Annotated in this window: 21 protein-coding genes and 2 tRNA genes; 3 read left to right on the top strand and 20 right to left on the bottom strand. The window is 70.7% G+C overall.

Going from position 1 to position 23657, the window contains the following annotated elements; genetic code table 11:
* Positions 1–47: 47 nt before the first annotated feature.
* The 5 genes from rodA to CF8_RS05245 are packed head-to-tail and all read right to left on the bottom strand — an operon-like array spanning position 48 to position 5827.
* Positions 48–1235, bottom strand: a complete 1188-nt coding sequence (rodA, locus tag CF8_RS05265; protein WP_010832096.1) for a rod shape-determining protein RodA — start codon at positions 1233–1235, stop codon at positions 48–50.
* A complete protein-coding gene (gene mrdA, locus CF8_RS05260; protein ID WP_010832095.1) occupies positions 1232–3352 on the bottom strand; it encodes a penicillin-binding protein 2 in 2121 nt (706 codons plus the stop codon). Before mrdA ends, rodA begins: the two co-directional genes overlap by 4 nt.
* On the bottom strand, positions 3352–3858 hold the full coding sequence (gene mreD / locus CF8_RS05255; protein WP_010832094.1) for a rod shape-determining protein MreD: 507 nt from the start codon (positions 3856–3858) through the stop codon (positions 3352–3354). Before mreD ends, mrdA begins: the two co-directional genes overlap by 1 nt.
* Positions 3855–4799 (bottom strand): rod shape-determining protein MreC, encoded by a 945-nt coding sequence (mreC, locus tag CF8_RS05250; RefSeq protein WP_010832093.1) that lies wholly within the window; start codon positions 4797–4799, stop codon positions 3855–3857. Before mreC ends, mreD begins: the two co-directional genes overlap by 4 nt.
* The gene (locus tag CF8_RS05245; RefSeq protein ID WP_036490292.1) at positions 4799–5827 is read right to left on the bottom strand and encodes a rod shape-determining protein; all 1029 of its coding nucleotides are present in this window, start codon (positions 5825–5827) and stop codon (positions 4799–4801) included. The genes mreC and CF8_RS05245 overlap by 1 nt, the downstream gene beginning before the upstream one ends.
* Before the next feature lie 143 nt (positions 5828–5970).
* On the opposite strand from CF8_RS05245, the gene CF8_RS05240 reads away from it, so the two are divergent.
* Entirely contained in the window at positions 5971–6537 is a 567-nt protein-coding gene (locus tag CF8_RS05240) for a DUF937 domain-containing protein (protein WP_010832091.1), read from the top strand.
* 131 nt (positions 6538–6668) lie between these two features.
* Here CF8_RS05240 and ndk read toward each other — a convergent pair whose 3' ends face one another.
* Both ndk and CF8_RS05230 read right to left on the bottom strand, forming a co-directional pair.
* The gene (gene ndk / locus CF8_RS05235) at positions 6669–7094 is read right to left on the bottom strand and encodes a nucleoside-diphosphate kinase (RefSeq protein ID WP_010832090.1); all 426 of its coding nucleotides are present in this window, start codon (positions 7092–7094) and stop codon (positions 6669–6671) included.
* Between the two features lie 9 nt (positions 7095–7103).
* Entirely contained in the window at positions 7104–7787 is a 684-nt protein-coding gene (locus CF8_RS05230) for a pyridoxamine 5'-phosphate oxidase family protein (protein WP_010832089.1), read from the bottom strand.
* A 72-nt stretch (positions 7788–7859) separates the two neighbouring features.
* Between CF8_RS05230 and CF8_RS05225 the strand changes: the two genes are divergently transcribed.
* Complete coding sequence (locus tag CF8_RS05225) at positions 7860–9191, top strand: aminotransferase-like domain-containing protein (protein WP_010832088.1); 1332 nt, start codon at positions 7860–7862, stop codon at positions 9189–9191.
* Positions 9192–9252: 61 nt separating this feature from the next.
* On the opposite strand, the gene CF8_RS05220 is transcribed toward CF8_RS05225, so the two are convergent.
* From CF8_RS05220 to CF8_RS05210, 3 genes are all read right to left on the bottom strand, one after another.
* The gene (locus CF8_RS05220; RefSeq protein ID WP_010832087.1) at positions 9253–9642 is read right to left on the bottom strand and encodes a DUF4233 domain-containing protein; all 390 of its coding nucleotides are present in this window, start codon (positions 9640–9642) and stop codon (positions 9253–9255) included.
* Complete coding sequence (locus CF8_RS05215) at positions 9639–11006, bottom strand: bifunctional folylpolyglutamate synthase/dihydrofolate synthase (RefSeq protein WP_010832086.1); 1368 nt, start codon at positions 11004–11006, stop codon at positions 9639–9641. Before CF8_RS05215 ends, CF8_RS05220 begins: the two co-directional genes overlap by 4 nt.
* Before the next feature lie 85 nt (positions 11007–11091).
* Positions 11092–11994, bottom strand: a complete 903-nt coding sequence (locus tag CF8_RS05210) for a GNAT family N-acetyltransferase (protein WP_010832085.1) — start codon at positions 11992–11994, stop codon at positions 11092–11094.
* A 77-nt stretch (positions 11995–12071) separates the two neighbouring features.
* Here CF8_RS05210 and valS point away from each other — a divergent pair, with 77 nt between their 5' ends.
* Entirely contained in the window at positions 12072–14696 is a 2625-nt protein-coding gene (gene valS, locus CF8_RS05205; protein WP_010832084.1) for a valine--tRNA ligase, read from the top strand.
* A 152-nt stretch (positions 14697–14848) separates the two neighbouring features.
* Here the strand turns inward: valS and CF8_RS05200 are convergent, their stop codons facing one another.
* The 10 genes from CF8_RS05200 to CF8_RS05155 form a co-directional block, all read right to left on the bottom strand.
* Positions 14849–15664 (bottom strand): hypothetical protein, encoded by an 816-nt coding sequence (locus tag CF8_RS05200; RefSeq protein ID WP_036490291.1) that lies wholly within the window; start codon positions 15662–15664, stop codon positions 14849–14851.
* 146 nt (positions 15665–15810) lie between these two features.
* Positions 15811–17094 (bottom strand): ATP-dependent Clp protease ATP-binding subunit ClpX, encoded by a 1284-nt coding sequence (gene clpX / locus CF8_RS05195; RefSeq protein WP_010832082.1) that lies wholly within the window; start codon positions 17092–17094, stop codon positions 15811–15813.
* Positions 17095–17223: 129 nt separating this feature from the next.
* Entirely contained in the window at positions 17224–17832 is a 609-nt protein-coding gene (locus tag CF8_RS05190) for an ATP-dependent Clp protease proteolytic subunit (RefSeq protein ID WP_010832081.1), read from the bottom strand.
* 5 nt (positions 17833–17837) lie between these two features.
* The gene (locus tag CF8_RS05185; protein WP_036492258.1) at positions 17838–18455 is read right to left on the bottom strand and encodes an ATP-dependent Clp protease proteolytic subunit; all 618 of its coding nucleotides are present in this window, start codon (positions 18453–18455) and stop codon (positions 17838–17840) included.
* A gap of 127 nt (positions 18456–18582) precedes the next feature.
* On the bottom strand, positions 18583–19743 hold the full coding sequence (locus tag CF8_RS05180) for an alpha/beta fold hydrolase (protein ID WP_010832079.1): 1161 nt from the start codon (positions 19741–19743) through the stop codon (positions 18583–18585).
* A 128-nt stretch (positions 19744–19871) separates the two neighbouring features.
* On the bottom strand, positions 19872–21263 hold the full coding sequence (tig, locus tag CF8_RS05175) for a trigger factor (protein ID WP_010832078.1): 1392 nt from the start codon (positions 21261–21263) through the stop codon (positions 19872–19874).
* 91 nt (positions 21264–21354) lie between these two features.
* Positions 21355–21427, bottom strand: a tRNA-Pro gene (locus CF8_RS05170).
* Between the two features lie 45 nt (positions 21428–21472).
* A tRNA-Gly gene (locus tag CF8_RS05165) sits at positions 21473–21546 on the bottom strand.
* Between the two features lie 131 nt (positions 21547–21677).
* Complete coding sequence (locus tag CF8_RS05160) at positions 21678–22772, bottom strand: PP2C family protein-serine/threonine phosphatase (RefSeq protein WP_036490289.1); 1095 nt, start codon at positions 22770–22772, stop codon at positions 21678–21680.
* Positions 22769–23644, bottom strand: coding sequence for an Fpg/Nei family DNA glycosylase (locus CF8_RS05155; RefSeq protein ID WP_010832076.1), 876 nt, complete (start codon positions 23642–23644; stop codon positions 22769–22771). Before CF8_RS05155 ends, CF8_RS05160 begins: the two co-directional genes overlap by 4 nt.
* Positions 23645–23657 lie beyond the last annotated feature (13 nt).

Raw genomic sequence — 23657 nt, 5'->3', positions numbered from 1 at the left:
CCGTCGACGCGCAGCCCCGCAGCCGCTCCGCGGCAAGGGGAAACGTCCTAGCGGCGGACCAGCACCCGCTGAGTGGCGAGCAACCTGGTCGGGAGTGCCGACGACGAGCGCAGGTGGATGTTCTGCAGCAGGCCGAGCGCGAGCATGCCGGCGAACATCGAGCTTCCGCCGTACGACACGAAGGGAAGCGGGACGCCGGTGACCGGCATGATGCCCAGGCACATGCCGATGTTCTGGAAGGCCTGGAAGCCGAACCAGCAGGCGATGCCGGCGGCGGCGATCCGGCCGAACATGTCGTCGGTGTCGGCCGAGATGGCCAGCGCCCGCCAGATGACGACGGCCAGCAGGGCGATGACGAGGCCTGCGCCGACCAGCCCCAGCTCCTCGCCGGCGACGGTGAAGATGAAGTCGGTGTGCTGCTCGGGCACGAAGCCGGAGCGGGTCTGCGAGCCGTCGAAGAGTCCCTGACCGAACAGGCCGCCGTTGCCGACCGCGATCCGCGCCTGCTCGGTGTTGTAGCCGGCACCGCGCGGGTCGAGGCCGGGGTTGGTGAAGGCGAGGAACCGGTCGACCTGGTAGTCCTTCAGCACGCCAGCGGTGACGGCGAGGGCAGCAGCCGCGATGCCCGCTGCGGTGAGCCCGATCAGCCAGCGCCGGTCCGCGCCCGAGACGGCCAGGACGCCGAAGACGGTCGCGGTCAGCACCAGCATCGTGCCGAGGTCGGGCTGCAGCATGATGAGCGCGGCGGGGAGCCCCGCGATCACCAGCATGCCGATCACCTCGGGAGTGCGTACGCCGCGGCGCCAGCGTCCCTCGGTGCGCTCGGCGACCAGCAGCGCCATCCCGACGACGACGGCGAGCTTGGCGAACTCCGAGGGCTGGATCGACATGCCGCCGACCTGCAGCCACGAGCGGGAGCCGTTGATCGTCGAGCCGGCCACGAGCACGAGCCCCAGCCCCACGATCGAGCCGGCGTAGAACACCGGAGCCACGATCCGCACCCAGCGGTGGTCGGTGGCCATCACCATCACCATCAGGACCAGCCCGATGGCGACGTTGACGAGCTGCTTGGTGAGGTAGGCGGTCGTCTCGCCGCCAGTGAGGTCCTCGCGGGTGGAGGTCGCCGACCAGACGAGCAGGGTGCCGAGGACGACCAGCGCGAGCGCGGCCCCCATCAGCAACCAGTCGAGGCCGGGTGCCTTCAGCGTGGTGCGGGTCGAGGTCGAGATGCTCACTTCGTCTCCTTCACCGGCGGCAGGATCGAGCCGTCCCGCAGGAAGGTGGGCAAGGTGTCGGGCGCGACGACGCCGGGGATGGCGGCTGCGTCCGGCTTCACGGTCTCGCCGTCGACGCCGTAGAGCGTCTCCCAGATCTCGCGCACGGCGTCGCCCGTGGAGCCCGAGCCGGTGCCGCCCTGGCTGATCATCATGACGACGACGTAGTCCTCGGTGTAGGACGCGACCCAGCCGGTCGACTGCTTGCCGTAGACCTCGGCCGAGCCGGTCTTGGCCCGGATCTTCACGTCGTCGAGCGGGAAGCCGACGAGCTTCCAGGCCATCGTCCCGACCCTGCTGACGTTCTGCAGGGCCGCGTCGATGTAGTCGAGGTACTTGCGGGGTACGTCGACGTTCCCCGACCTCACCGGCCGGATCCGGCGCAGCACCTCGCCCGAGGGGCTGACCACGGCCTTGGCCACGGTCGGCTGCCACAGGGTGCCACCGTTGGACAGCGCGGCGTAGGCACGCGCCAGCTGAAGCGGCGTGACGATCGTGTCGCCCTGGCCGATGGAGAAGTTGACCGCGTCGCCCGCGCGGTAGGCATAGCCCTCGATGCAGAACTCGCGGGCGAACTTGTAGACGAAGTCGCTGGTCTCCGCGGTCTGCGGCTTGTCGGCCAGTCCGCAGTAGTAGTCCTTCATGGACTCGTAGTAGTCACGCTTCCACTGCCGGTCGGCGATGCGTCCGGGAGCCTCACCGGGGACGTCGATCCCGGTGCGGGAGCCGAACCCGAAGGTCTTCGCCTTCTCGACCAGCGGGTCCTTCGCGTTCACGTCGGCCTCGTCGGAGCCGAACTTCTGCCAGAAGTTGTAGCCGACGCGGTAGAAGAAGGTGTTGCAGGAGACCTCGAGCGCCTTCGCGAAGCCGATGCTGCCGTAGGAGCCGGACTCGTAGTTCTTGAACACCCGGTTGCCGACCTGGAAGCCGCTCGAGCACGGCAGCGAGGTGTCGGTCGAGTAGCCGTTCTGGAGCGCGCCGGCCGTCATGAAGGGCTTCCACGTCGAGCCGGGCGCGAACTGGCCCTGGGTCGCGCGCGAGAGCAGCGGCGTCCCGGCCTCCTCGGAGTAGAGGTGCTGGAGCTCCTTCTCGGTGATGCCACCCACCCAGACGCCGGGGTCGTACGTCGGTTGGCTCGCCATCGCGACGATCCGCCCGGTCTTCGCCTCCATCACCACGGCGGCACCCGAGTCGGCCTCGTAGTAGCGCCCCGAGACATCGTCGAAGGTCTGGCGCTGGACCTTGATCCGCTCGGCGAGGGCCTTCTCGACCACGGCCTGCACCTTGGCGTCGATGGAGGTCACCAGCGTGTCGCCGGGCGTGGCCTCGATGGTGCTGTCGTCCCCGAGCACGCGGCCCATCGAATCGACCGCGACCCGGCGGTAGCCCGGGAGCCCGCGCAACCACTCGTCGTACTGCTTCTCGATGCCGGCGCGTCCGACGCTGGAGGCACCGTTGAGCGACTGGTCGTCGGCGTCCTGAGCGGCGTCGAACTCGTCCTCGGTGATCGGGCTGAGGTAGCCCAGGACGTGGGCCAGGTTGACGCCGAACGGGCGCGGGTAGGCGCGGACGTTCTGCTGCTCGGCGACGACGCCGGGATAGTCCTCGGGCTGCTCCAGCACGCGCAGCGCGACGTCCTTGCCGACGTCGGTGGCGACCGGCACGGGCTGGTAGGGCGAGCCGTTCCAGCAGGTGCCGCGGATGCTGCCCTCGTGTCCACAGGTGACCAGGCGCTCCTCGAGGTCCTCGGGCGCCTGGTCGACCACGACCGAGACGCGGCGGACGAGCTCGGTGCGCTGCCGCTCCCCCAGCTTGTCGATCAGGTTGCGGTCGATCGAGATGACCCAGGAGGTGCGGTTGGCGACCAGAGGTCGGCCCTGGTCGTCGACGATCAGGCCGCGCTGCGGCTGGACGACGATGTCGCGGACCGACTGGTCGGCCGCCTGGGCCTGGTAGCCCTCACCGCCGACGACCTGGAGGTAGTAGAGGCGGACGAAGAGTGTGGCGAAGAGGGAGAAGACGAGCGCCTGCACGACGACGAGCCGCAGGCGGCTCTTCTGTGAACCGGTGACAGCCATCAGGTCGTCGCCAGCTGCGGATCGAGTCGGGCGAAGAGCTTCATCAGCGGTGGCAGCACGAGCGGCGTGAGCAGCACGTCCCACACGACGGCCACGGCGATGACCAGCAGGAGATCGGGCACCGAGCCGCTCTCACCGAGGAGCAGGCCGGTGAGCGCGAAGATCGAGGTGCCGACGAACGAGGAGGCGGCGACCGTCCCGACCACGGCTGCGGCGGTCGGCTTCACGTCCTGGCGCACCCGGGCGGCGAGGAACGCCACCACCGTGAGGGCGAGCGCCCAGCGACCCGCGACGTGGTCGGCGGGCGGCACGAGGTCGAGGGCCACCCCGGCCGCGAAGCCGAGCACCATGGCCGCGGGCGCGTTGATGGTGAGGGCAGCCGCGACGACGACGAGCAGGCACAGGTTGGGCACGATGCCGTGCCAGGCGAAGTGCGGGAAGAGCGAGACCTGCAGGACCAGGGCGACCGCGATCGCGAGGGCGGCGAGGGCGAGGCGGAATTTCATCGCATCGCTCCGTCGGCCTCGATCACGGCCCGGTCGCTGGTGGTGCCGGTCGGCACCATCACGCCCACGACGTCGAGCGCGGAGAAGTTGACGAAGGGCTCGATCACGGCGCGCTGCGTGCTCGCGATCAGGCTGGAGTAGACGTCGGTGACCCGACCGATGGGCACCCCACGCTGGTAGGGGCCTTGGGAGCTGCCCCAGGTCACGACCGTGTCGTGCTTGCCCGGGATGACGGCGTCGTCGACGAGGTGCAGGTCGAGCTCGTCGTCGGCCAGCGAGCCCCGGCCCTGGACGAAGCCGATCTCCAGGCTCGAGCCGACGCGGCCGCCCACGTTGGACTCCTTGTCGATGAGCAGCAGCACCGTCGCGGTGGTGCGGGTGACACGCAGGACGCGACCGACCAGCCCGTCGTTGTTGATCACCGTCATGTCCGGACCGATGCCGGCCCGGGAGCCCGCGTCGATGGTGACGGTCTGGCTGTAGGACTGCGAGGGGCCGTGGGCCACGACCCGGGCCGGGACCAGCGCGCGACCGAGGCTCTCGGCGGACTGGGTCAGGCCGTCGTACTCCTCGAGCCGGTTCTTGTCGTAGCCGGCGGTCGCGACCTGGCTGCGGAGCTCGGAGTTCTCGGCCTCGAGGTCGCGCACCTCGTCGCTGAGCGAGCCCTGGGTCCGGATCCACGTCGGGACGGCCGTGAACGGGCGGATCACGGCGGCGGTGCCGACCTCGATCGGACCGAAGACCTCGCCCACGGCCCGGCGTGCCGGCTCGAGCGGCGAGTCGGCGCCGCCGTGGAAGTCGAGCGTGATCAGCGTGACGCTGGCCAGGACCAGCGCCACAAGCACCGAGCGTGGCGGACGGTTGCGTGAGTCGAGCCGGTCGATGCCGCGCCAGCGCCGCTCGCGGCCACCTGTCGCACCGCCTCCCCCGAGTCCGGCCATCAGAACCGCCGTACGTCGGAGACGAGGACCTGCTGCAGCGCCTCGAACTCCTCGACGCACTTGCCGGCGCCGAGGGCGACGCTGGACAGCGGGTCCTCGGCGACGTGCACCGGCATGCCGGTCTCGTGCCGGAGGCGCTCGTCGAGGCCGCGGAGCAACGCGCCACCGCCGGTCAGGACGATGCCGCGGTCCATGATGTCGCCGGCCAGCTCGGGCGGCGTCTGGTCGAGCGTCGAGCGCACGGCGTCGATGATGTTGTGCAGCGGCTCCTCGATCGCCTGACGCAGCTCGGCGCTGGAGACCACGACGGTGCGCGGCAGCCCGGAGACCATGTCGCGGCCGCGGATCTCGGCCTCGGGCTCGTTGGGCAGCGGGAAGGCGGACCCGAGGGTCAGCTTCATCTCCTCGGCGGTGCGCTCCCCCAGCATCAGGGAGTACTCCTTCTTCATCCACGCGATGATCGCCTGGTCGAGGTCGTCGCCGGCCGTGCGCACGCTCATGCTGGTGACGATGCCGCCGAGGCTGATCACCGCGACCTCGGTGGTGCCGCCGCCGACGTCGACGATCATGTTGCCGGTCGCCTCGTGGACCGGCAGGCCCGCGCCGATCGCAGCCGCCATGGGCTCCTCGACGATGTAGACCTTGCGGGCGCCGGCCTGGTAGCCGGCCTCCTTGACGGCGCGCTGCTCGACGGCGGTGATCCCGCTCGGCACGCAGATGACCATGCGCGGCTTGGCGAAGTAGCGGCGGCGGTGCACCTGCTGGATGAAGTAGCGCAGCATCTGCTCGGTCGCCTCGAAGTCGGCGATGACGCCGTCCTTCAGCGGGCGGATGGCGGCGATGTTGTCGGGTGTGCGGCCGATCATGCGCTTGGCCTCGTGGCCGACGGCGAGGACCTCGCCGGTGGTGGTGTTCATCGCCACCACGGACGGTTCGTCGAGCACGACGCCCTTGCCGCGGACATAGACCAGCGTATTGGCGGTGCCGAGGTCCACGGCCATGTCCCGGCCGACGAAACTTGAAGCCATCTGCGATGCCTCGCTGGAGATGCGTGTGTATGGGGAAGTGGGGCGGCACTGGTCCGACCCAAGGCTCAGGGTAGGTAGCGCGCCTGCCCGTTCCGGGGAGACACGCCCTGCCATCGGGGCCCGAGTCCCGCTACGTTTCCCTCATGGCTGACATCAACGAGCTCGTCTCGACCCTGCCCATCGACCAGATCGCCGCCAAGCTCGGCGAGGATCCCGACGCCGTACGCCGTGCAGTGGACGTCGCCCTCCCCGCCCTCCTCGGCGGTCTCGAGGCCAACACGCAGGACCCGGGCGGCGAGGCCTCCCTGGCCGAGGCCCTCGGCCAGCACGACAACGACGTCGCGACGCCGCCGGTCGACGTCGAGGACGTCGACGTGGCCGAGGGGCAGAAGATCGCCGCCCACATCTTCGGGGCCAACCAGGACCAGGTCGTCAACCAGCTCGGCTCCACGGGCGTTTCGAGCGGGCTGGTCGCCAAGCTGCTGCCGATCCTGGCCCCGATCGTGCTCAGCTATCTCGCCAAGCAGGTCGGCGGCAAGAGCGGTGCGCTCGGCGGAGCAGCCGGCGGCGGCGTCCTCGGCTCGATCCTGTCCAGCATCCTCGGCGGCGCCTCGCAGGGCGCCGGCACCCCGTCGTCCGCCGGCACCAGCGCCGGCTCGATCCTCGGCGACCTGCTCGGCGGGTTGCTCGGGGGTGGCCGCAAGGCCTGAAAACTGTTCTTGCGTCGGAGTCCCCGCTTAAGCGGGGACTCCGTCACGGGTTGGCCGTTGCAACGGGCAGGAGGCGCGAAACTTCCCCTACCTGTTGGCGTGAGGGCGCGTGCCGGCGGCCTGCGGCCGCGTCAGGCTCCGAGCTCGGGGAACCAGATGCCGATCTCGCGGGCCGCGGACTCGGGGGCGTCGGAGCCGTGGACGAGGTTCTGCTGCACCTTCAGGCCCCAGTCACGACCGAGGTCGCCACGGATCGTGCCGGGCGCGGCGACGGTGGGGTCGGTGGCACCGGCGAGCGAGCGGAAGCCCTCGATGCAGCGCTCCCCCTCGAGCACCATCGCGGCCACCGGGCCGGACAGCATGAACTCGACGAGCGGCTCGTAGAACGGCTTGCCCTCGTGCTCGGCGTAGTGCTCGGCGAGCAGCTCGGGCGTGGCCTCCCGCAGCTCGAGGGCGACCAGGGCGTAGCCCTTCGCCTCGATGCGGCGGATCACCTCACCGGTGAGGCCGCGGCGTACGCCGTCCGGCTTGACAAGGACAAGAGAGCGCTCGGTCATGGCCGCAGCCTAACGGGCAGCCAGGGCCCGGGCGCGGGCCACCACCTCGACGGGCACGACCCCGCGCGCGTCCGCGTCGGGCACGGGCGACGCGGCCACCCGGCGCAGCGGGATGTGCCCGCCCCAGCCACCGCTCGCCACGTCCTCGGGCTCGTCCCCCGGCCCGCCGTCGCGCTCCTTCATCGACGCCTCGTGGAGGGGTACGGCGACGACGGCGGTCGCGGCAAGCTCCTTGCGCGTGCTGGCCCGCAAGGTCGCCGACCGCCCCGGGATCATGTGGTCGACGATCAGGTCGAGCGCGTGCTGGCGCTCGGCGGCATCCTCGACCAGTCGGCCCGCGCCGATGATCACCGCCGAGCGGTAGTTCATCGAGTGGTGGAAGGCCGAGCGGCCGGCGACCAGCCCGTCGAGCTCCGTCACGGTGACGCACACCGTCGCGTCGGGGGCCGCCCGCAGCCAGCCGGCCGCCACCGAGCCGTGCAGGTAGAGCGTGCCGCCGGCGTCCGGGCCGTCCGCGTCGACTGCGAAGGCAGCGGGCAGCACCACCGGGTGCTCGCCCATCACCACGCCGACGTGCGCGATCAACGCATCACCGAGGAGGGCCATCAGCCGGCCGCGGTCCGCGACGGCGCGGTTGCGGCCGCGCCCGATCGTGGTGCGGCCGGTGGGTTCGAGGGTCGCGGTGCTGTCCATGGCTACCATCGTGGCGTGACAGTGGCCCGCACGCACGAGCCACTTCGACAGCAAACAGACAGGCCATTTTCCATGCTCCCGGTGACCCTCGACCGCGCCGACGCCCGCCCCCTCGGCGTCCAGCTCGCCGACCAGGTGCGCCGACTCGTGCTGGCCGGGACCGTCGCTCCGGGCACCAGGCTGCCCAGCACCCGGCGGCTCGCCGCCGACCTGAGCGTCTCGCGCGCGGTGACCGAGCAGGCGTGGGACCAGCTGCGGGCGGAGGGCTGGCTCGAGGCGCGGCAGGGCGCCGGCAGCTGGGTCAGCGGCGGCCCCGGACCGGGCCACCCGACGTCGCCGCCCCGGCGACGGCCCCAACCACGACGCCCACTGGTCCCCCTCGACGCCGGCACACCATGGGTCGACACCCGCCACGACGCCGCCTGGCGCCGCGCCTGGCGCGAGGTCTCGTCGGCGACCCCGCCCCGCGGCTACGACGACCCGCGCGGGCTGCCCGAGCTGCGCGCGCTCCTGGCCGAGCGGCTCGGCACGACCCGCGGGCTGGGCGTCGACCCGGACGAGCTGAGCATCACCGCAGGCACCACCGCCGGGCTCCGGCACGTCCTCAACGCCCTGCCCCGCCAGCCGGTCGTGGTCGAGGACCCCGGCTACCGCGCCGCTGCCCTGACCGTGCGCGAGACCGGGCGCGACGTGCGCGACCATCCGGCCGTGCGCCCGATCACCGACCTGTCCGGCTGCGCGGCGGCCTACGTCACGCCCGCCCACCAGCACCCGCTCGGCCGGGTGATGCCCGCCGACGACCGGCTGACGCTCCTGGCCGCCGCACGCCGCGACGGCGCCGTCGTGATCGAGGACGACTACGACTCCGAGTTCCGCTACGACGTGGCCCCGGTCCCGGCCCTCGCCTCGATCGACCCCGACGTGGTCGCCTACCTCGGCACCGCGTCGAAGTCGGTCCTGCCCTCGCTCCGGCTGGGCTGGATGGTGCCGCCGTCCTCCCTGCGCCCGGAGGTGGAACGGCACCGTGCGATCACCCACGACGCGCCCGCCTGGCCCGTGCAGCGGGCGTTCGTGGCGCTGGTCCGCGACGGCTACCTCGACGCCGTGGTGCGCTCCGCGCGTCGGGTGTACGGCGAACGCGCCCCGCGCGTCGTCGCCGCGCTGTCGCCGTACGCAGAGCTGGCGGGACCCGTGGCAGGGATGTACTCCACGTGGCTGCTCCCGCACCGCAAGGCGGTCCGTGCCCGGGCAGCTGCCGAGGCGGCCGGGTTCCGGGTCAACCTGCTCGCGGACTACTGCCGCAGCGCAGGGCTGACCGGGCTGGTCGTCGGGTTCGGCGGGCCGACCGACGAGGAGCTCGACGCGGCCCTCGCGGTGCTGGTCGAGTCGCTGGCGAGCGGCTAGGAGCCGACCTGCTCGCACAGGCAGGGTGCCATGTCGCCCACGCCGACGCGGGTCGTGCTGGTCAGGACTGCGAGGCGCGGTAGGCCGCCCAGGCCTCCGCCTTCTCCCGCTCGATCTTGCGTCCGAGGAAGTCGGCCGTGGCCCAGAGCGCGGCGAAGACGGCGCCCAGGAAGAACATCATGGGGATCACGAAGCCGAGGCCGATCGCGGCGACCTGGATGGCGTAGCCGGCGGTGTAGGCCCACGGCTTGCGCAGCATGCCGGCGAGCAGCAGGCACACCACTGCGAGCCCGACCCCGACGACGAGCGCGGGGCCGACGGCGACGTCGGCGATGGTGATCATCACTGGCGTGGTCAGGCCGATCGTGATCGCTTCCAGGCACAGCACCGCGGCACACATGCCCCGGCGCGGCGAGCGATCGGTGTTGTGCGGGGTCGGGGTCTCGCTCATGCGCGGGCCTTCCGGACGAGCATGGTGCGGGCCTCCCCCACCGTGATCACCGAGCCGGTGACCAGCACCGCCCCGGCGCCGAGCGCGTCGCCGAAGGCCTCGCCGGCCTCGGCCAGGGTCGCGGCCCGGTCGATCGCCTCGGCGAGGTCGGGCACGACGGTCACGCGGTCCTCGCCGTAGATCTCGATGGCGGCACGGCCGAGGTCGGCGGCCGACATCGAGCGCGGCGTGGAGTTCTGCGTGCAGATCAGGTGGTGGAAGTGCGGCTCGAACGCGGCGAGCACGCCGTCGGCGTCCTTGTCGCTCATCACGCCCATCACGCCGATGAGCGGCGAGAAGCTGAAGGAGTCCTCGAGCGCGGCAGCGGTCGCCTCGGCACCGTGGGGGTTGTGGGCCGCGTCGAGCACGATGGTGGGGCTGCGGCGGATGACCTCGAGCCGACCGGGGCTGGTGACCTCGGCGAAGGCCGCGCGCACGATCTCCACGTCGAGGGGCTCGTCGCTGGCGAAGGCCTCGACCGCAGCCAGGGCGACCGCGGCGTTCTGGGCCTGGTGGGCGCCGTACAACGGCAGGAAGAGGTCGTCGTAGCGCCCGCGCAGGCCCTGCAGGCTGATCACCTGGCCGCCGACGGCGGGGACGCGGGAGATGACGCCGAACTCCATGCCCTCGCGGGCGACGGTCGCTCCGACCTCGACGGCGCGCTCGAGGAGCACGGTGGCGACCTCGGGGGTCTGCTCGGCGAAGATCGCGAAGCAGCCGGGCTTGAGGATGCCGGCCTTCTCCGCGGCGATGGCGGCGGTGGTGTCGCCGAGGTACTTCGCGTGGTCGACCGCGATCGGCAGCACGACCGCGACGTCGGCGTCCGCGACGTTGGTCGCGTCCCAGGTGCCGCCCATGCCGACCTCGACGACCGCGACGTCGACCGGGGCGTCGGCGAAGGCGGCATAGGCCATCGCGACCATGGTCTCGAAGAAGGAGAGCGGGTGCTCCTGCTCGGCATCGATGATGTGCGTGTACGCCGCCACGTCGTTGAACGCCGCGACGAACTCGTCGTCGGTGAGCTGCTCCCCGTCGATGCTGATCCGCTCGCTCATCCGCTCGAGGTGGGGGCTGGTGAAGCGACCGGTGCGCAGGTCGAGGGCGCGCAGCAGCCGCTCGATCATGCGGCTGGTCGAGGTCTTGCCGTTGGTGCCGGTCAGGTGGATGACCCGCAGCGACTTCTGCGGCTCGCCCAGCAGCTCCGTGAAGGCGGCGATCCGGTCGAGGCTCGGCTCGAGCTTCGTCTCGGGCCAGCGGGACAGCAGGGCGTCCTCGACTTCGGCGTAGGTCTCGGCCGGGCGGGCGTTCGCAGCGTTGTCACTCATCTCGCCACGAGTCTAGGGCGCGGGCGCCACGACCGGGTGGGCGCGCCCGTGCCTCGTTCACGGGAAGGGCCAGCGAGCCGGCAGGTCACCCGATCAGCAGGTTGGCCATCTCCACGACCGGGCGGTAGCCCAGCGCCTCGTAGATCTTGTTGGACGTCGGGTTGGCCTGGTCGGTGAACAGGCACATCCGGTCCCCCGCCTCGAGCCCGGCACGGGTCAGCTCGCCCACGACGTGGGACGCGAGACCGTGGCCCCGGTGCTCGCGGGGCGTGAAGACCGGGCCGATGCGGGAGACGCCGTAGGCCGGCACGCTGCGGCCGGTCAGGTGCACGATCTCGCCGGCCGGCGACTCCCACAGCCACTCGACGCCTTCGCGGATCCGGACGAGCGCGCTGTCCATCGTGTTGTGCTCGCCGCCGGTGGGGTCGGGCTCGCGGCCGGCCTGCACGTCGGCCTCGACGTGGAAGGCGGTGAACCAGTGCAGCACGAGCGGCGCATCCTCCTCGGTGGCCCGCCGCAACCGTCCCGGCGGGGCCGGCGGCACTGTGACGTCCGTCGCCTCCCAGAGCCGGGTGTGATGGTGCACCGTCACGTCACCGCCGGCCAGCCGGGCGGTCTCGGCCGCGATCACCGAGACCGTGGGCAGCGCGCCGTTGACGCCGCCGAGCGACTCGCCGCGCTCGTGCAGCGCGATCGCCAGCGCGACGGCCGCCTCGTCGGCCATCGGCAGCGCGAAGACCGGGTTCGGGTGGAACGGAGCGGTCCGCATCGCCGTACTGACGGCCTTTCCGGCCTCGTCGCGCACCACCATCCACCAGCGGTCGAAGGGCGCGCCGACCTCCGCCCAGGAGTCGATCCCGGCCGCGAGCTCGCGTTTCGTGCGCTCGGTGACGCTGCCGATCACCGTGCCGAGCACGGGTTCGGCAGCCAGCAGGTCGCCTGCCGCGTCGAGGAAAGCGGCGGGGTCGGCGAAGAACTCGAGGTCCATGCCGTCACGCTAGTCACCGGATGTCACAGGGGTAACTGGTTTTCTCGCCTCCGAGCCACGCTCATAGACTGCGCCCCATGACTGCCACCAGCCCTGAGCCCGAGTCCACGACGTCCGCCCGCCGCGACGTCGTCGTACCCGACAAGGCCGTGCTCGAAGGGCTCGAGGCCACGTGGTCGGAGCGCTGGAAGAACGACGAGACCTACAAGTTCGACCGCTCCGCCGTCCGCGCCGACGTCTACTCCATCGACACGCCGCCGCCGACCGTGAGCGGCAGCCTGCACGTGGGCCACGTCTTCTCCTACACGCACACCGACCTGATCGCGCGCTACCAGCGGATGACCGGCAAGAGCGTCTTCTACCCGATGGGCTGGGACGACAACGGCCTGCCGACCGAGCGCCGGGTCCAGAACTACTTCGGCGTCCGCTGCGACCCGACCCTGCCCTACGACGACGACTTCACGCCCCCGGAGAAGCCGGACCCGAAGAAGCAGGTCCCGATCAGCCGCCCCAACTTCATCGAACTGTGCGAGCGGCTGGTCGAGGAGGACGAGCAGGTCTTCGAGTCGCTGTGGCGCACGCTCGGCCTCAGCGTGGACTGGTCGGAGAACTACACGACCATCGGCCCCAAGGCGCAGCGCGTCAGCCAGACCGCCTTCCTGCGCAACTACGCCCGCGGCGAGGCCTACCTCCAGGAGGCGCCGACCCTGTGGGACGTCACCTTCCAGACCGCCGTCGCGCAGGCCGAGCTCGAGGCGCGCGACTACCCGGGCGCCTACCACCGCGTCGCCTTCCACAAGCCCGACGGCGAGGCCGTCCACATCGAGACGACCCGCCCGGAGCTCATCCCCAGCGTCGTCGCGCTGATCGCGCACCCCGACGACGAGCGCTACCAGGCGCTGTTCGGCACCACCGTCACCAGCCCGGTCTTCGGCGTCGAGATCCCGGTCCTCGCCCACCCCGCCGCCGAGCCCGACAAGGGCGCCGGCATCGCGATGTGCTGCACCTTCGGTGACCTCACCGACGTGATGTGGTGGCGCGAGCTCAACCTGCCCGTCCGCACCCTGATCGGGCGGGACGGCCGGATGCTGCGCGAGACGCCGGAGTGGCTCTCGGGCGAGGACGCCGCAGCGGCGTACGAAGAGCTCAAGGGCAAGACCACCTTCAGCGCCCGTGAGGCCGTGGTGGCCGCCCTGCGCGCCTCCGGCGACCTCGACGGCGAGCCCAAGGCGACCCAGCGGATGGCGAACTTCTACGAGAAGGGCGACAAGCCGCTCGAGATCGTCGCGACCCGCCAGTGGTACATCCGCAACGGCGGTCGCGAGGCCGAGGTCCGCGCCGAGATGCTCGAGCGCGCCGACGAGATCACCTGGCTGCCGGGCCACATGAAGCACCGCTACGACAACTGGGTCAGCGGCCTCAACGGCGACTGGCTGATCTCGCGTCAGCGGTTCTTCGGCATCCCGTTCCCGGTCTGGTACCCGCTCGACGAGGCCGGCGACCCCGACTACGAGCACCCGCTGCTCCCCCGTGAGGACGCGCTGCCGATCGACCCGTCGACGCAGGCGCCCGAAGGCTTCGATGAGTCCCAGCGCGGCAAGCCCGGCGGCTTCATGGGCGACCCCGACGTGATGGACACCTGGGCGACGTCGTCGCTCACTCCGCAGATCGCCGGTGGCTGGCTCAGCGACGAGGACCTCTTCGAGCGCGTCTTCCCCTACGACCTGTGCACCCACGCCCACGACATCATCCGCACGTGGCTGTTCAGCCGCATCGTCCGTGCCCACTTCGAGCAGCACGCCTCGCCGTGGACGCACGCGATGATCTCCGGGTTCATCGTCGACCCCGACCGCAAGAAGATGTCGAAGTCCAAGGGCAACGTCGTCGTCCCGACCGAGATCCTCGACAAGTACGGCGCCGACGCGGTCCGCTGGCGCGCCGCCCTCGGTCGCCCCGGGGCCGACTCGCCCTTCGACGAGTCGCAGATGAAGATCGGTCGCCGCCTGGCGATGAAGGTCCTCAACGCCTCGAAGTTCGTGCTCGGCAACGTCGGTGCGTCCTCGCTCGACCACTTCGCCGTCAGCGCCCCCATCGACTGCGCGCTGCTCGGCCGGCTCGAGGTGGTCACCCGCAAGGCGACCGAAGCCTTCGAGGCCTACGACTACACGACTGCCCTCGAGGTCACCGAGAAGTTCTTCTGGGAGTTCTGCGACGACTACCTCGAGCTGGTCAAGGAGCGCGCCTACGACGAGGACGGCGGCTCGGCCACGGAGTCGGCCCGAGCAGCGCTGGCCATCGCGTTGCACGTCCAGCTGCGCCTGCTGGCGCCGTTCCTGCCCTACGTCACCGAAGAGGTGTGGTCGTGGTGGCAGGAGGGCTCGATCCACCACGCGGCCTGGCCCGTCCCGGCCGACCTGGGCGCGGCTGCTGCCGCCGACCCGGGAGCGGTGTCCGCGGTGGCGGCGGCCCTGATCGGGGTCCGGGGCGCCAAGTCCAAGGCCAAGGTCTCGATGAAGGCCGAGCTGTCCCGCGTCGAGATCACCGGGCCCGCCGACCTGCTCGCCGGCATCGAGGCCGCAGCAGACGACCTGCGCCGCGCCGGGAAGATCACCGGCGACCTGGTCTTCACCGCCGACGAGAAGGCCCAGGAGATCTCGGTCGCGGCCGAGCTGGCCGAGGTCCCGGCGGTCGACCCGACCTGAGACCGGGCGGACGCTCCTGGCGCAGGACCGTCCGACGTACCGAGAGGTTCTGCTCTGCCCACCGCACGATCCGGCGAGCAGGATCTCTTGGTCCGGCGAAGCCACGCCTGTGCGCGGCACGGCGAGACGCCGCCCGGGCTGGCGCTGCGGGATCAGCCGACGCGCGGGTCCCTGCCGACGGGCTTCTCGTCCTGAGGGACGGGAGCCTGGTCGGTCGACGGCTCACCAGGCAGCGACTGCTGCTGGGGCGTCGTAACCGGGGAAGGAGTCGGGGTCGCGGCGGGGCTGGCGGCCGGGCTCGTGGTCGTGGTCGACGGGGCCACGGACTGCTGGTGGTCGGCCTTGTCCGCCGCCTTCTCCGCGACGTCGGCCGACCGCTCCGCCTGCCTGGCTGCCTTGTCGGCGTCCTGCTGAGCCGCCCTGGCGTGGGCGGTGGATTCCTGGATCGCGGCCTGGTCGGCCTTCTCCTGGGCCTTCAGCGCCTGCTGCGCGGCCTTCTCCGCCTCGCGGGCGGCCTTGCGGGCCGCCATGGCGTCCGACTGCTCGCCGTGCTCACGCTCGGCCTGCTCGGGGGTGGGCGGGGGCGTGGGGAGCGGCGTCTGGAGCGTCATGGGGGTCGGCGGCTCCGTGGCGGTGACAGCGGGGACTGGCGGCACCGATGCCAGCGACCCCGTCTGCACGACCACCGGGGCAGGTGTCGGCGTCGGAGCGCTGGTGGGCGTGGAGGCGGCCGCGACGGACGGGTCGGCGCTGAGACCGGGCAGGCCGGTGGCCACCGCCGTGGGCGCCACGGCAGCGGCCCGGTCGCGCACGGTGACGGTCTGCTCGTTCTGAGCGGCCGTCATCGGCTGGTGGGGCCCGAAGAGGCCGATGAGGGCCTCGCTGCGGATGCCGTGGCCCAGCATCACGGCGCACAGGATCGACACCGCAATGAAGGCGACAAGCGGCCGCTTGTGCTCTGTGCTCACCCGAGATCCCCTTCCTGGGCCATGACGAAGACCCCCATTCTCGCCTGCCCCCGGACCCACATCGTCCGATCGGGGCACAAATGACTAGAAAGGACTACGTCCGACCTGACCCGTTGGGGCCAGATCGGACGTAGGGAGGAACTGGGTCAGGCGGACTTCTTCTTCTTCGACTCCGATTCGCGGGGAACCAGCGTCGGCGCCACGTCGTCGAGGACGACCTCACGGGTCACGATCACCTTCGCGATGTCGTCGCGCGACGGCACCTCGTACATCACGTGGAGCAGGACCTCTTCGATGATCGCGCGCAGGCCGCGGGCACCGGTGCCCCGCTCGAGGGCCTTGTCGGCGATCGAGGCGATGGCACCCTCGGTGAACTCCAGCTCGACGCCGTCGAGGTCGAAGAGCTTCTGGTACTGCTTGACCAGCGCGTTGCGCGGCTCGGTGAGGATCTGGACCAGGGCCTCGTTGTCGAGCTTGGTGACGCTCGCGATGAGCGGCAACCGGCCGATGAACTCGGGGATCAGGCCGAACTTGGTGAGGTCCTCGGGTCGCACCAGCGCCATCAGGTCGTCGGCGTCGCGCTCGGCCTCGCCGCGCACGTCGGCGGTGAAACCGAGGGTCTTCTTGCCCACGCGCTGCTCGACGATGTTCTCGAGTCCCGCGAAAGCACCGCCCACGATGAACAAGATGTTGGTGGTGTCGATCTGGATGAACTCCTGGTGCGGGTGCTTGCGACCACCCTGCGGCGGCACCGAGGCGGTCGTGCCCTCGAGCATCTTCAGCAGTGCCTGCTGGACGCCCTCACCGGAGACGTCGCGCGTGATCGAGGGGTTCTCCGCCTTGCGGGCCACCTTGTCGATCTCGTCGATGTAGATGATGCCGGTCTCGGCCTTCTTCACGTCGTAGTCGGCGGCCTGGATCAGCTTGAGGAGGATGTTCTCGACGTCCTCGCCGACATAGCCCGCCTCGGTCAGCGCGGTGGCATCGGCGATGGCGAACGGCACGTTGAGCATGCGCGCCAGCGTCTGGGCGAGATAGGTCTTGCCGCAACCGGTCGGGCCGATGACCAGGATGTTGGACTTCGCGACCTCGACCACGTCGTCCTTGGCGTGCTTGCCGGGGACCGGCAACACGCCCGCCTGGACGCGCTTGTAGTGGTTGTACACCGCCACGGCGAGCGCCTTCTTGGCGTGTTCCTGGCCGATGACGTAGGAGTTGAGGAACTCGAAGATCTCCCGAGGCTTGGGCAGCTCGTCGAGACTGACCTCGCCGCCGTCGGCGAGCTCCTCCTCGATGATCTCGTTGCAGAGCTCGATGCACTCGTCGCAGATGTAGACATTGGGTCCTGCGATGAGCTTCTTGACCTGCTTCTGGCTCTTCCCGCAGAAGTTGCACTTCAGCAGGTCGCCGCCGTCACCGATTCGAGCCACGGGTTGATCCTCCGGTCCTGCCGGGTCGGGACCCCGGCCTTGCAAACTCCCTGACGGTACCTCGTGCCGGCCCCTTCTGGGGGCCGGACACGAGGCTTGAAGACACTGTCGTACGTCCTGTGGTGAGCCCTAGCCGAGGGCCGGCGCGGCCTTGCGCGACTCGAGCACTGCGTCGATGAGGCCGTATTCGACGGCCGCCTCGGCGGTGAGGATCTTGTCGCGCTCGATGTCGCGGCTGACCTGCTCGATGTCCTTGCCACTGTGGTCGGAGATCATCTTCTCGAGCAGCTCACGCATGCGCAGGATCTCGTTGGCCTGGATCTCGATGTCGGAGGTCTGGCCGAACGTGCCCTCGGTGTAGGGCTGGTGGATCAGGATGCGGCTGTTCGGCAGCGCCAGGCGCTTGCCGGGCGTGCCGGCGGCGAGCAGGATCGCAGCCGCCGAGGCCGCCTGGCCCAGGCACACGGTCTGCACGTCGGGCTTGATGAAGCGCATCGTGTCGTAGATCGCGGTCAGCGCGGTGAACGAGCCACCGGGGCTGTTGATGTAGATGCTGATGTCCTGGTCGGGGTTCATCGACTCCAGGGACAACAGTTGGGCCATCACCGCGTTGGCGACGTCGTCGCTGATCGGGGTGCCGAGGAAGATGATGCGCTCCTCGAAGAGCTTGGTGTAGGGGTCGATGCGACGGACGCCGTAGGAAGTGCGCTCTTCCCACTGCGGGATGTAGTAGTTCATGCGGATCAGCCCTTGTCGTTGGAGTTGCGGCGTGCCGGACGGCCTTCATCGGCGGCCTCGCGCGCGTTGGTGACGACCTTGTCGACCAGGCCGTATTCCACCGCCTGCTCTGCGGTGAACCAACGGTCGCGGTCCGCGTCGGCGACGACCTGGTCGACCGACTGACCGGTGTGCTCGGCAATGAGGTCCAGCAGCACCTTCTTGATGTGCAGCGACTGCTGGGCCTGGATCTTGATGTCGGAGGCGGAGCCACCCATGCCCGACGAGGGCTGGTGCATCATGATCCGGGCGTGCGGCAGGGCGTAGCGCTTGCCCTTGGTGCCGGCGCAGAGCAGGAACTGACCCATCGAGGCAGCCAGGCCCATGCCGACCGTGGCCACGTCGTTGGGGATGTAGTTCATCGTGTCGTAGATCGCCATGCCGGCGTCGACGGAGCCACCGGGGCTGTTGATGTGCAGGAAGATGTCGGCTTCGGGATCCTCGGCCGAGAGCAGCAGCAGCTGGGCGCAGATCGCGTTGGCGTTCTGGTCGCGGACCTCGGAGCCGAGGAACACGATCCGCTCGCGGAGCAACCGCTGGTAGATGTGGTCGTCGAGACCGTAGGTCCCGTTGCCGCCATTCATCTCGGGCGAGAGTGCTGGGCTGGAGTTCTGGTTCACGCGAGCGACATTAGCCCGAAGCACCGACAGTTCCACGCGATATGCACCGCTGTTCGCCCACAGCGCACAGCCGGCCCGGACGCCCGGCCGGTCAGTCCAGCCACCGGGTCAGCGCTGTGGCCACCCGATCGTCGTTGAGGAGGTCGAAGTGGTGCCCGCGCAGGTGCAGCACCTCGCTGTCCGGGAACAGGTCGCGACCGCGGCGGTCGCGACCGTAGGCGGACGGCTGACGCACCAGCATGTCGCCGAAGAACGCACTGGTCGGGTGTCGAGGTGAGGCCGCCAGCGTCGCGGACACGAGTCGGTAGTGCGCGTGCGGCAGCGGCGCGAAGTCCTCGTCGAGGCCCTCGATCAGGTCGTCGACACCGACCGAGCGCTGGTCGAGGATGCGCCCGAAGCCGGCGACCTCCGGCAGCCGGGCGAGCGCCCCGCTCCCCTGCTTGACCCCGCGTGCGAGCGGGGCGCCGAGGTGTGGCGTGCCGAGCGTGACGACGTTGGTGACGCGCTCGCGCCAGGTCCAGTCGCCCTGCACCGCGGTCGCCGCCCGGATGACCAGCCCACCCATGGAGTGCCCGATCAGCGCCAGCTCCGTGACCCCGGTCGGCCAGGTCTCGACCAGCTGCTCCAGCACCGCCGCGAGGGAGGCGCCGTTGGCGCGGACGGACAGTCCGGTGTTGGCGCGCAGCATGACCGGGGTCCATCCGAGCCCGGCCAGCTCCTCGCCGTACGTCGTGCCGCGACGCTCTCGGCCCCGCTCCCAGAAGCCCTCGTGCTCGCACAGGCCGTGCAGGAAGACGGCCACGCGCCCCGTCGCCGTGGGGTACGCCGCCGCGAGCCCGTCGGAGGTCAGCGGCACGTCGCGCCCGCCCACCCGCGGCGCCATGGCGATCGCGAGCAGCGGCCGCTCGCGCTCGAGGCGGTCACCGATCAGGCCGTTGGCCACCGAGCGCACGAACCGGCCGCGCGGTCCGGTCTCCATCGCGGGCCCGGCACCGGTCCTCGCGGCGGCGCCGAGGCCGGCGCTGACGCCCTTGAGCGAGAGCCCGACGCCGGCATAGACCGAGGCCGCGACGACCCGGTGGCCGAGACCCGGGAGGGCGCTGGGCAGCCCGAGTGGCCGGTCGAGCAGGCCGTGCACCCGACCCACCCAGGCGAGGTGCGTGTCGCGGACCGTGTCCACGACGACCTCGTCGGCGACGTGCGCGAGCAGCGCGAGCGCGTCGAGCAGGGATGGCTCGGTACGGGTGGTCATGCCGACACCCTATCGTTTTGAGTGAACAGGCGTGCACTCAAAGCGCTGTGAGATCGGTGACGGCACGGGCACAAATGCCAGCGGCCCGCCCGAGACCAGGTCTCGGGCGGGCCGTGGATGTCAGCGGATCACGCCTCGGCGGGAGCCTCGTCCGACTCGGCCTCGGCCTCGGTGTCGGCCTCGACCGGCTCACCGATCGTGCCGTCGGGGCGCAGGTTGGCGAGCTCGACGACGTTGCCCGAGGCATCCTTCACCACGGCCGACTCGACCAGGGTCGCCAGCGCCTTGCCGCGCAGGATCTCCTGGACCATGTCCGGGATGTGGTTGTGCTCGAACATGTGGTTGGCGAACTCCTGCGGGTCCTGGCCGGACTGCTGGGCGCGACGCACGAGGTGGCTCGACAGGTCCTGCTGGTCGACGCCGATCTCTTCCTTCTTCGCGATCGCGTCGAGGATGAACTGCGCGGCGACGGCGTCGCGGACGCGGCGGTCGAGGTCGGCCTCGAACTCCTCGACGGTCTGACCCTCGTCCTCGAGGTACTTCTCCATGGTCAGGCCGGCGTACACGAGCTGCTGCTCGACGTTCTCGCGACGGGCGTTGAGCTCGTCGGTGACCATCGTCTCCGGCAGCGGGACGACGACCTTCTCGAGCAGGGCCTCGAGCACGGCGTCGCGTGCGGCGGCGGCCTGCTCGAGGCGCTTGCCGCGACCCAGGCGCTCCTTCACGTCGGCGGTGAGCTCCTCGACGGTGTCGAACTCCGAGGCCAGCTGGGCGAACTCGTCGTCCAGCTCGGGCAGCTCCTGCTCCTGGACGGCGGTGACCTTGACGGTGACGTCGACGGACTCGCCGATCAGGTCGCCACCCACGAGCTCGGAGGCGAAGGTCTTCTCGTCGCCGGCCGACATGCCGGCGAGCGCCTCGTCGAGGCCCTCGAGCATCCCGCCGCGACCGACCTTGTAGGACATGCCGCTGACCTCGCCGCCCTCGACGGTCTCGCCGTCCTTGGCAGCGGTCAGGTCGATGGTGACGAAGTCGCCGTCGGCGGCCGCGCGCTCGACGTCGGCGAGGGTGCCGAAGCGCTCACGCAGCGCCTGGACCTGCTCCTCGACCTCGGCGTCGGACAGCTCGATGTCGTCGACCTGGGCCTCGAGGGCGTCATAGGCCGGCAGCTCGAAGTCGGGCTTGACGTCGACCTCGGCGGTGAACTCCAGCGCCTCGTTGTCCTCGAACTTGGTGACCTCGATCTCGGGCTGCGCGAGCGGCTCGAGCGCGTTGGCCTGCATGGCCTCGGCGTACTTCTGGGGAACGACCTCGTTGATCGCCTCGTCGAGGACGACACCGCGACCGACCTGGCGGTCGATGACGGCGGGCGGGACCTTGCCGCGGCGGAAGCCGGGGACGTTGATCTGCTGAGCGATCTTCTTGTACGCCTTGTCGAGGCTCGGCTTGAGCTCCTCGAAGGGCACCTCGATGGTCAGCTTGGCCCGGGTGGGGCTCAAGTTCTCGACGGCGCTCTTCACAGGTGGTCTCCTTCATTGTCTGGCTGCCCTGAGGGCTGATCTGGCGGCCCGGAACTGCTGGTCAGTTGCCGGCCGATGGTGCACGTTGCAGTCGGGGCGACAGGACTCGAACCTGCGGTCTCCTGCTCCCAAAGCAGGCGCGCTAGCCACTACGCTACGCCCCGCCAAGTGGGCCGAAATCGCCCGGTCGTGAGCGGTTCTGACTCCCTTGGAGCGGATGACGGGAATCGAACCCGCGTAATCAGTTTGGAAGACTGGAGCTCTACCATTGAGCTACATCCGCAGTGCGCATCCCGACGTCGGCCTGCAGGCAGGCAGATGCACAATTTGCGCGATCTCATCGTGCCACATGGCCCCTGTCCACCCACAACCGCCGCCGCTGGTCGAACAGCGGGCCGGACCGGGGCGTCCGCCTCAGCGGCGGTGGACCAGCAGCAGGGCGCGGTCGTCGTTGCGCGAGCCGATCGACTCGATGATCCGCTTCGCACCGCCCTCGAACTCGCCCCGGAGCAGCTGCTCGGCGCGGCCCAGCATCTTGTCGACGCCGAGCATGATGTCGCGGTGCGGCGTCTCGACCATGCCGTCGGTGTAGAGCAGCATCGCGTCCCCGCGGCGCATGGTGCCCACGACGGCTTCGTACGTCGACCCGTCGATCAGTCCCAGCACGGGACCCTCCGCCTCCAGCACCGACCAGCGCCCCGTGCCGGCCACGCGCAGTGCTGCCGGGGGGTGACCGGCCGAGCGGATGGCATAGGCCCCGCTGGCGAGGTCGAGCGAGAGGTGGACCGCCGACGCGAACCCCTCCTCCCAGTCCTGGCGCATCAAGAAGTCGTTGGCCGACTCGAGGAACTCCTCGGGCGGGAGCGCGCCGAGCAGTCCACCGAGCGCGCCGGAGAGGAGCAGGGCCCGGGTCCCGGCCCCCTCCCCCTTGCCCGAGACGTCGACGACGGCGACGTCGAGCCGGTCACCCTGGCGGGCGGTGACGACGAAGTCGCCGGCGAACGGGGTGCCTCCGGCGGAGCGCAGCTCGCTGGCGGCGTACCAACCCGTGGGCAGCTCGGGGATGCCGCCCTGGCGCAGGATGCGGTCACGCAGGTCGACCAGCATCGACTCGCCGCGGAGCCCCGCCACGCCGAGGCGGGACCGGCGGAAGCTCGAGAGCAGGATGATGAAGCCGAGGCCGAAGAGGATCACCACGGTGACCGCGATGCGCGGCGTGATGTCGGGCTGCTGGGGCACCAGCACGGCCAGGGTCAGCAGCGTCACGACCACGAACCACGGCAGCTGGCGCGGGCCCAGCACGAGGTTGGCCAGCACCAGCGGCACCACCATCGCCGTCAGGGGCACGAAGTCGGCCACCCGCCAGATGAGCAGCCCGACGGTGGCCGTCAGTGCCAGCAGCAGTGCGAGCATGCGGAACTCACGCGGCAGGAAGCCCAGCAGCGCGGACTCGAATCGCTGGCCGAGTGAGGGCGCCAGCGTCACTCGACCCTCCCGGTATGCCGTCATGTCCTCGGTCCTCGCGCAGGTGCTGCCGACGACTGTACGGCGCGGGAGCGGAACCGTGGCTGACATCGGGCACACCAGAAGCTGTTCCTTCCGGCGAGCACCTCGGTCCGGACGGGCGTTTCACAGACCAGACAGGGCTGTCCGGTGCGTCGGTAGACGTAGACCTCGCCACCGTGGTCGTCCTTGCGGGCCTCTCGGCCCATCGCCTCGGGCGTGTGCTCGGGGCGCACCGTGTCGATCCGGTTGTGCACGACACCTTCGCGCATCAGCTCGACCAGGTCGGTCCAGATCGCCTGCCACTGGCTCGCGCGCAGCGTCTTGCCGGGCCGCAGCGGGTGGATCCGGTTGCGGAAGAGCACCTCGGCCCGATAGACGTTGCCCACGCCGGCCAGCACGGCCTGGTCCATCAGCAGGTCACCGATGGCACGGTGGCTGGCCTTGATCCGGCGCCACGCGCGGTCGGGGTCGGCGTCGGCGCGCAGCGGGTCGGGGCCGAGCTTGTCGCGGATCTCGTCACCGCGGGCCGGGCCGATCAGCTCGCACTGGGTGGCGCCCCGCAGGTCGGCGTACGCCGTCGCGTCCTCGCGCACGATCCGCAGCCGCACCTGACCGACCGGGAGTGGGACCTCCTCGACACCGGTGTGCACGTCGAAGCCACCGATCAGCCCGAGGTGGACGTGGATCAGGTGGTCGTGCTCGAACTCGACGAACAGGTGCTTGCCCACCGAGTGCGCACCGAGCAGCCGCGTGCCGTCGACGATCGCGGCATCGGCTGCGAACCTGCCCTGCGGACTGCCGACGTGGACCAGGCTGCCGCCGAACGCGGCGTCGAGGTCGTCAGCGAGCCGTCGAAGGGTGTGCCCCTCAGGCACCCGCGCTGCCCCG

Source organism: Nocardioides sp. CF8, assembly GCF_000389985.1.
GTDB classification, from domain to species: domain Bacteria; phylum Actinomycetota; class Actinomycetes; order Propionibacteriales; family Nocardioidaceae; genus Nocardioides; species Nocardioides allogilvus.
The sequence above is the reverse complement of the archived record's forward strand: the minus strand, read 5'-3'. Positions and strand labels throughout refer to the sequence as shown.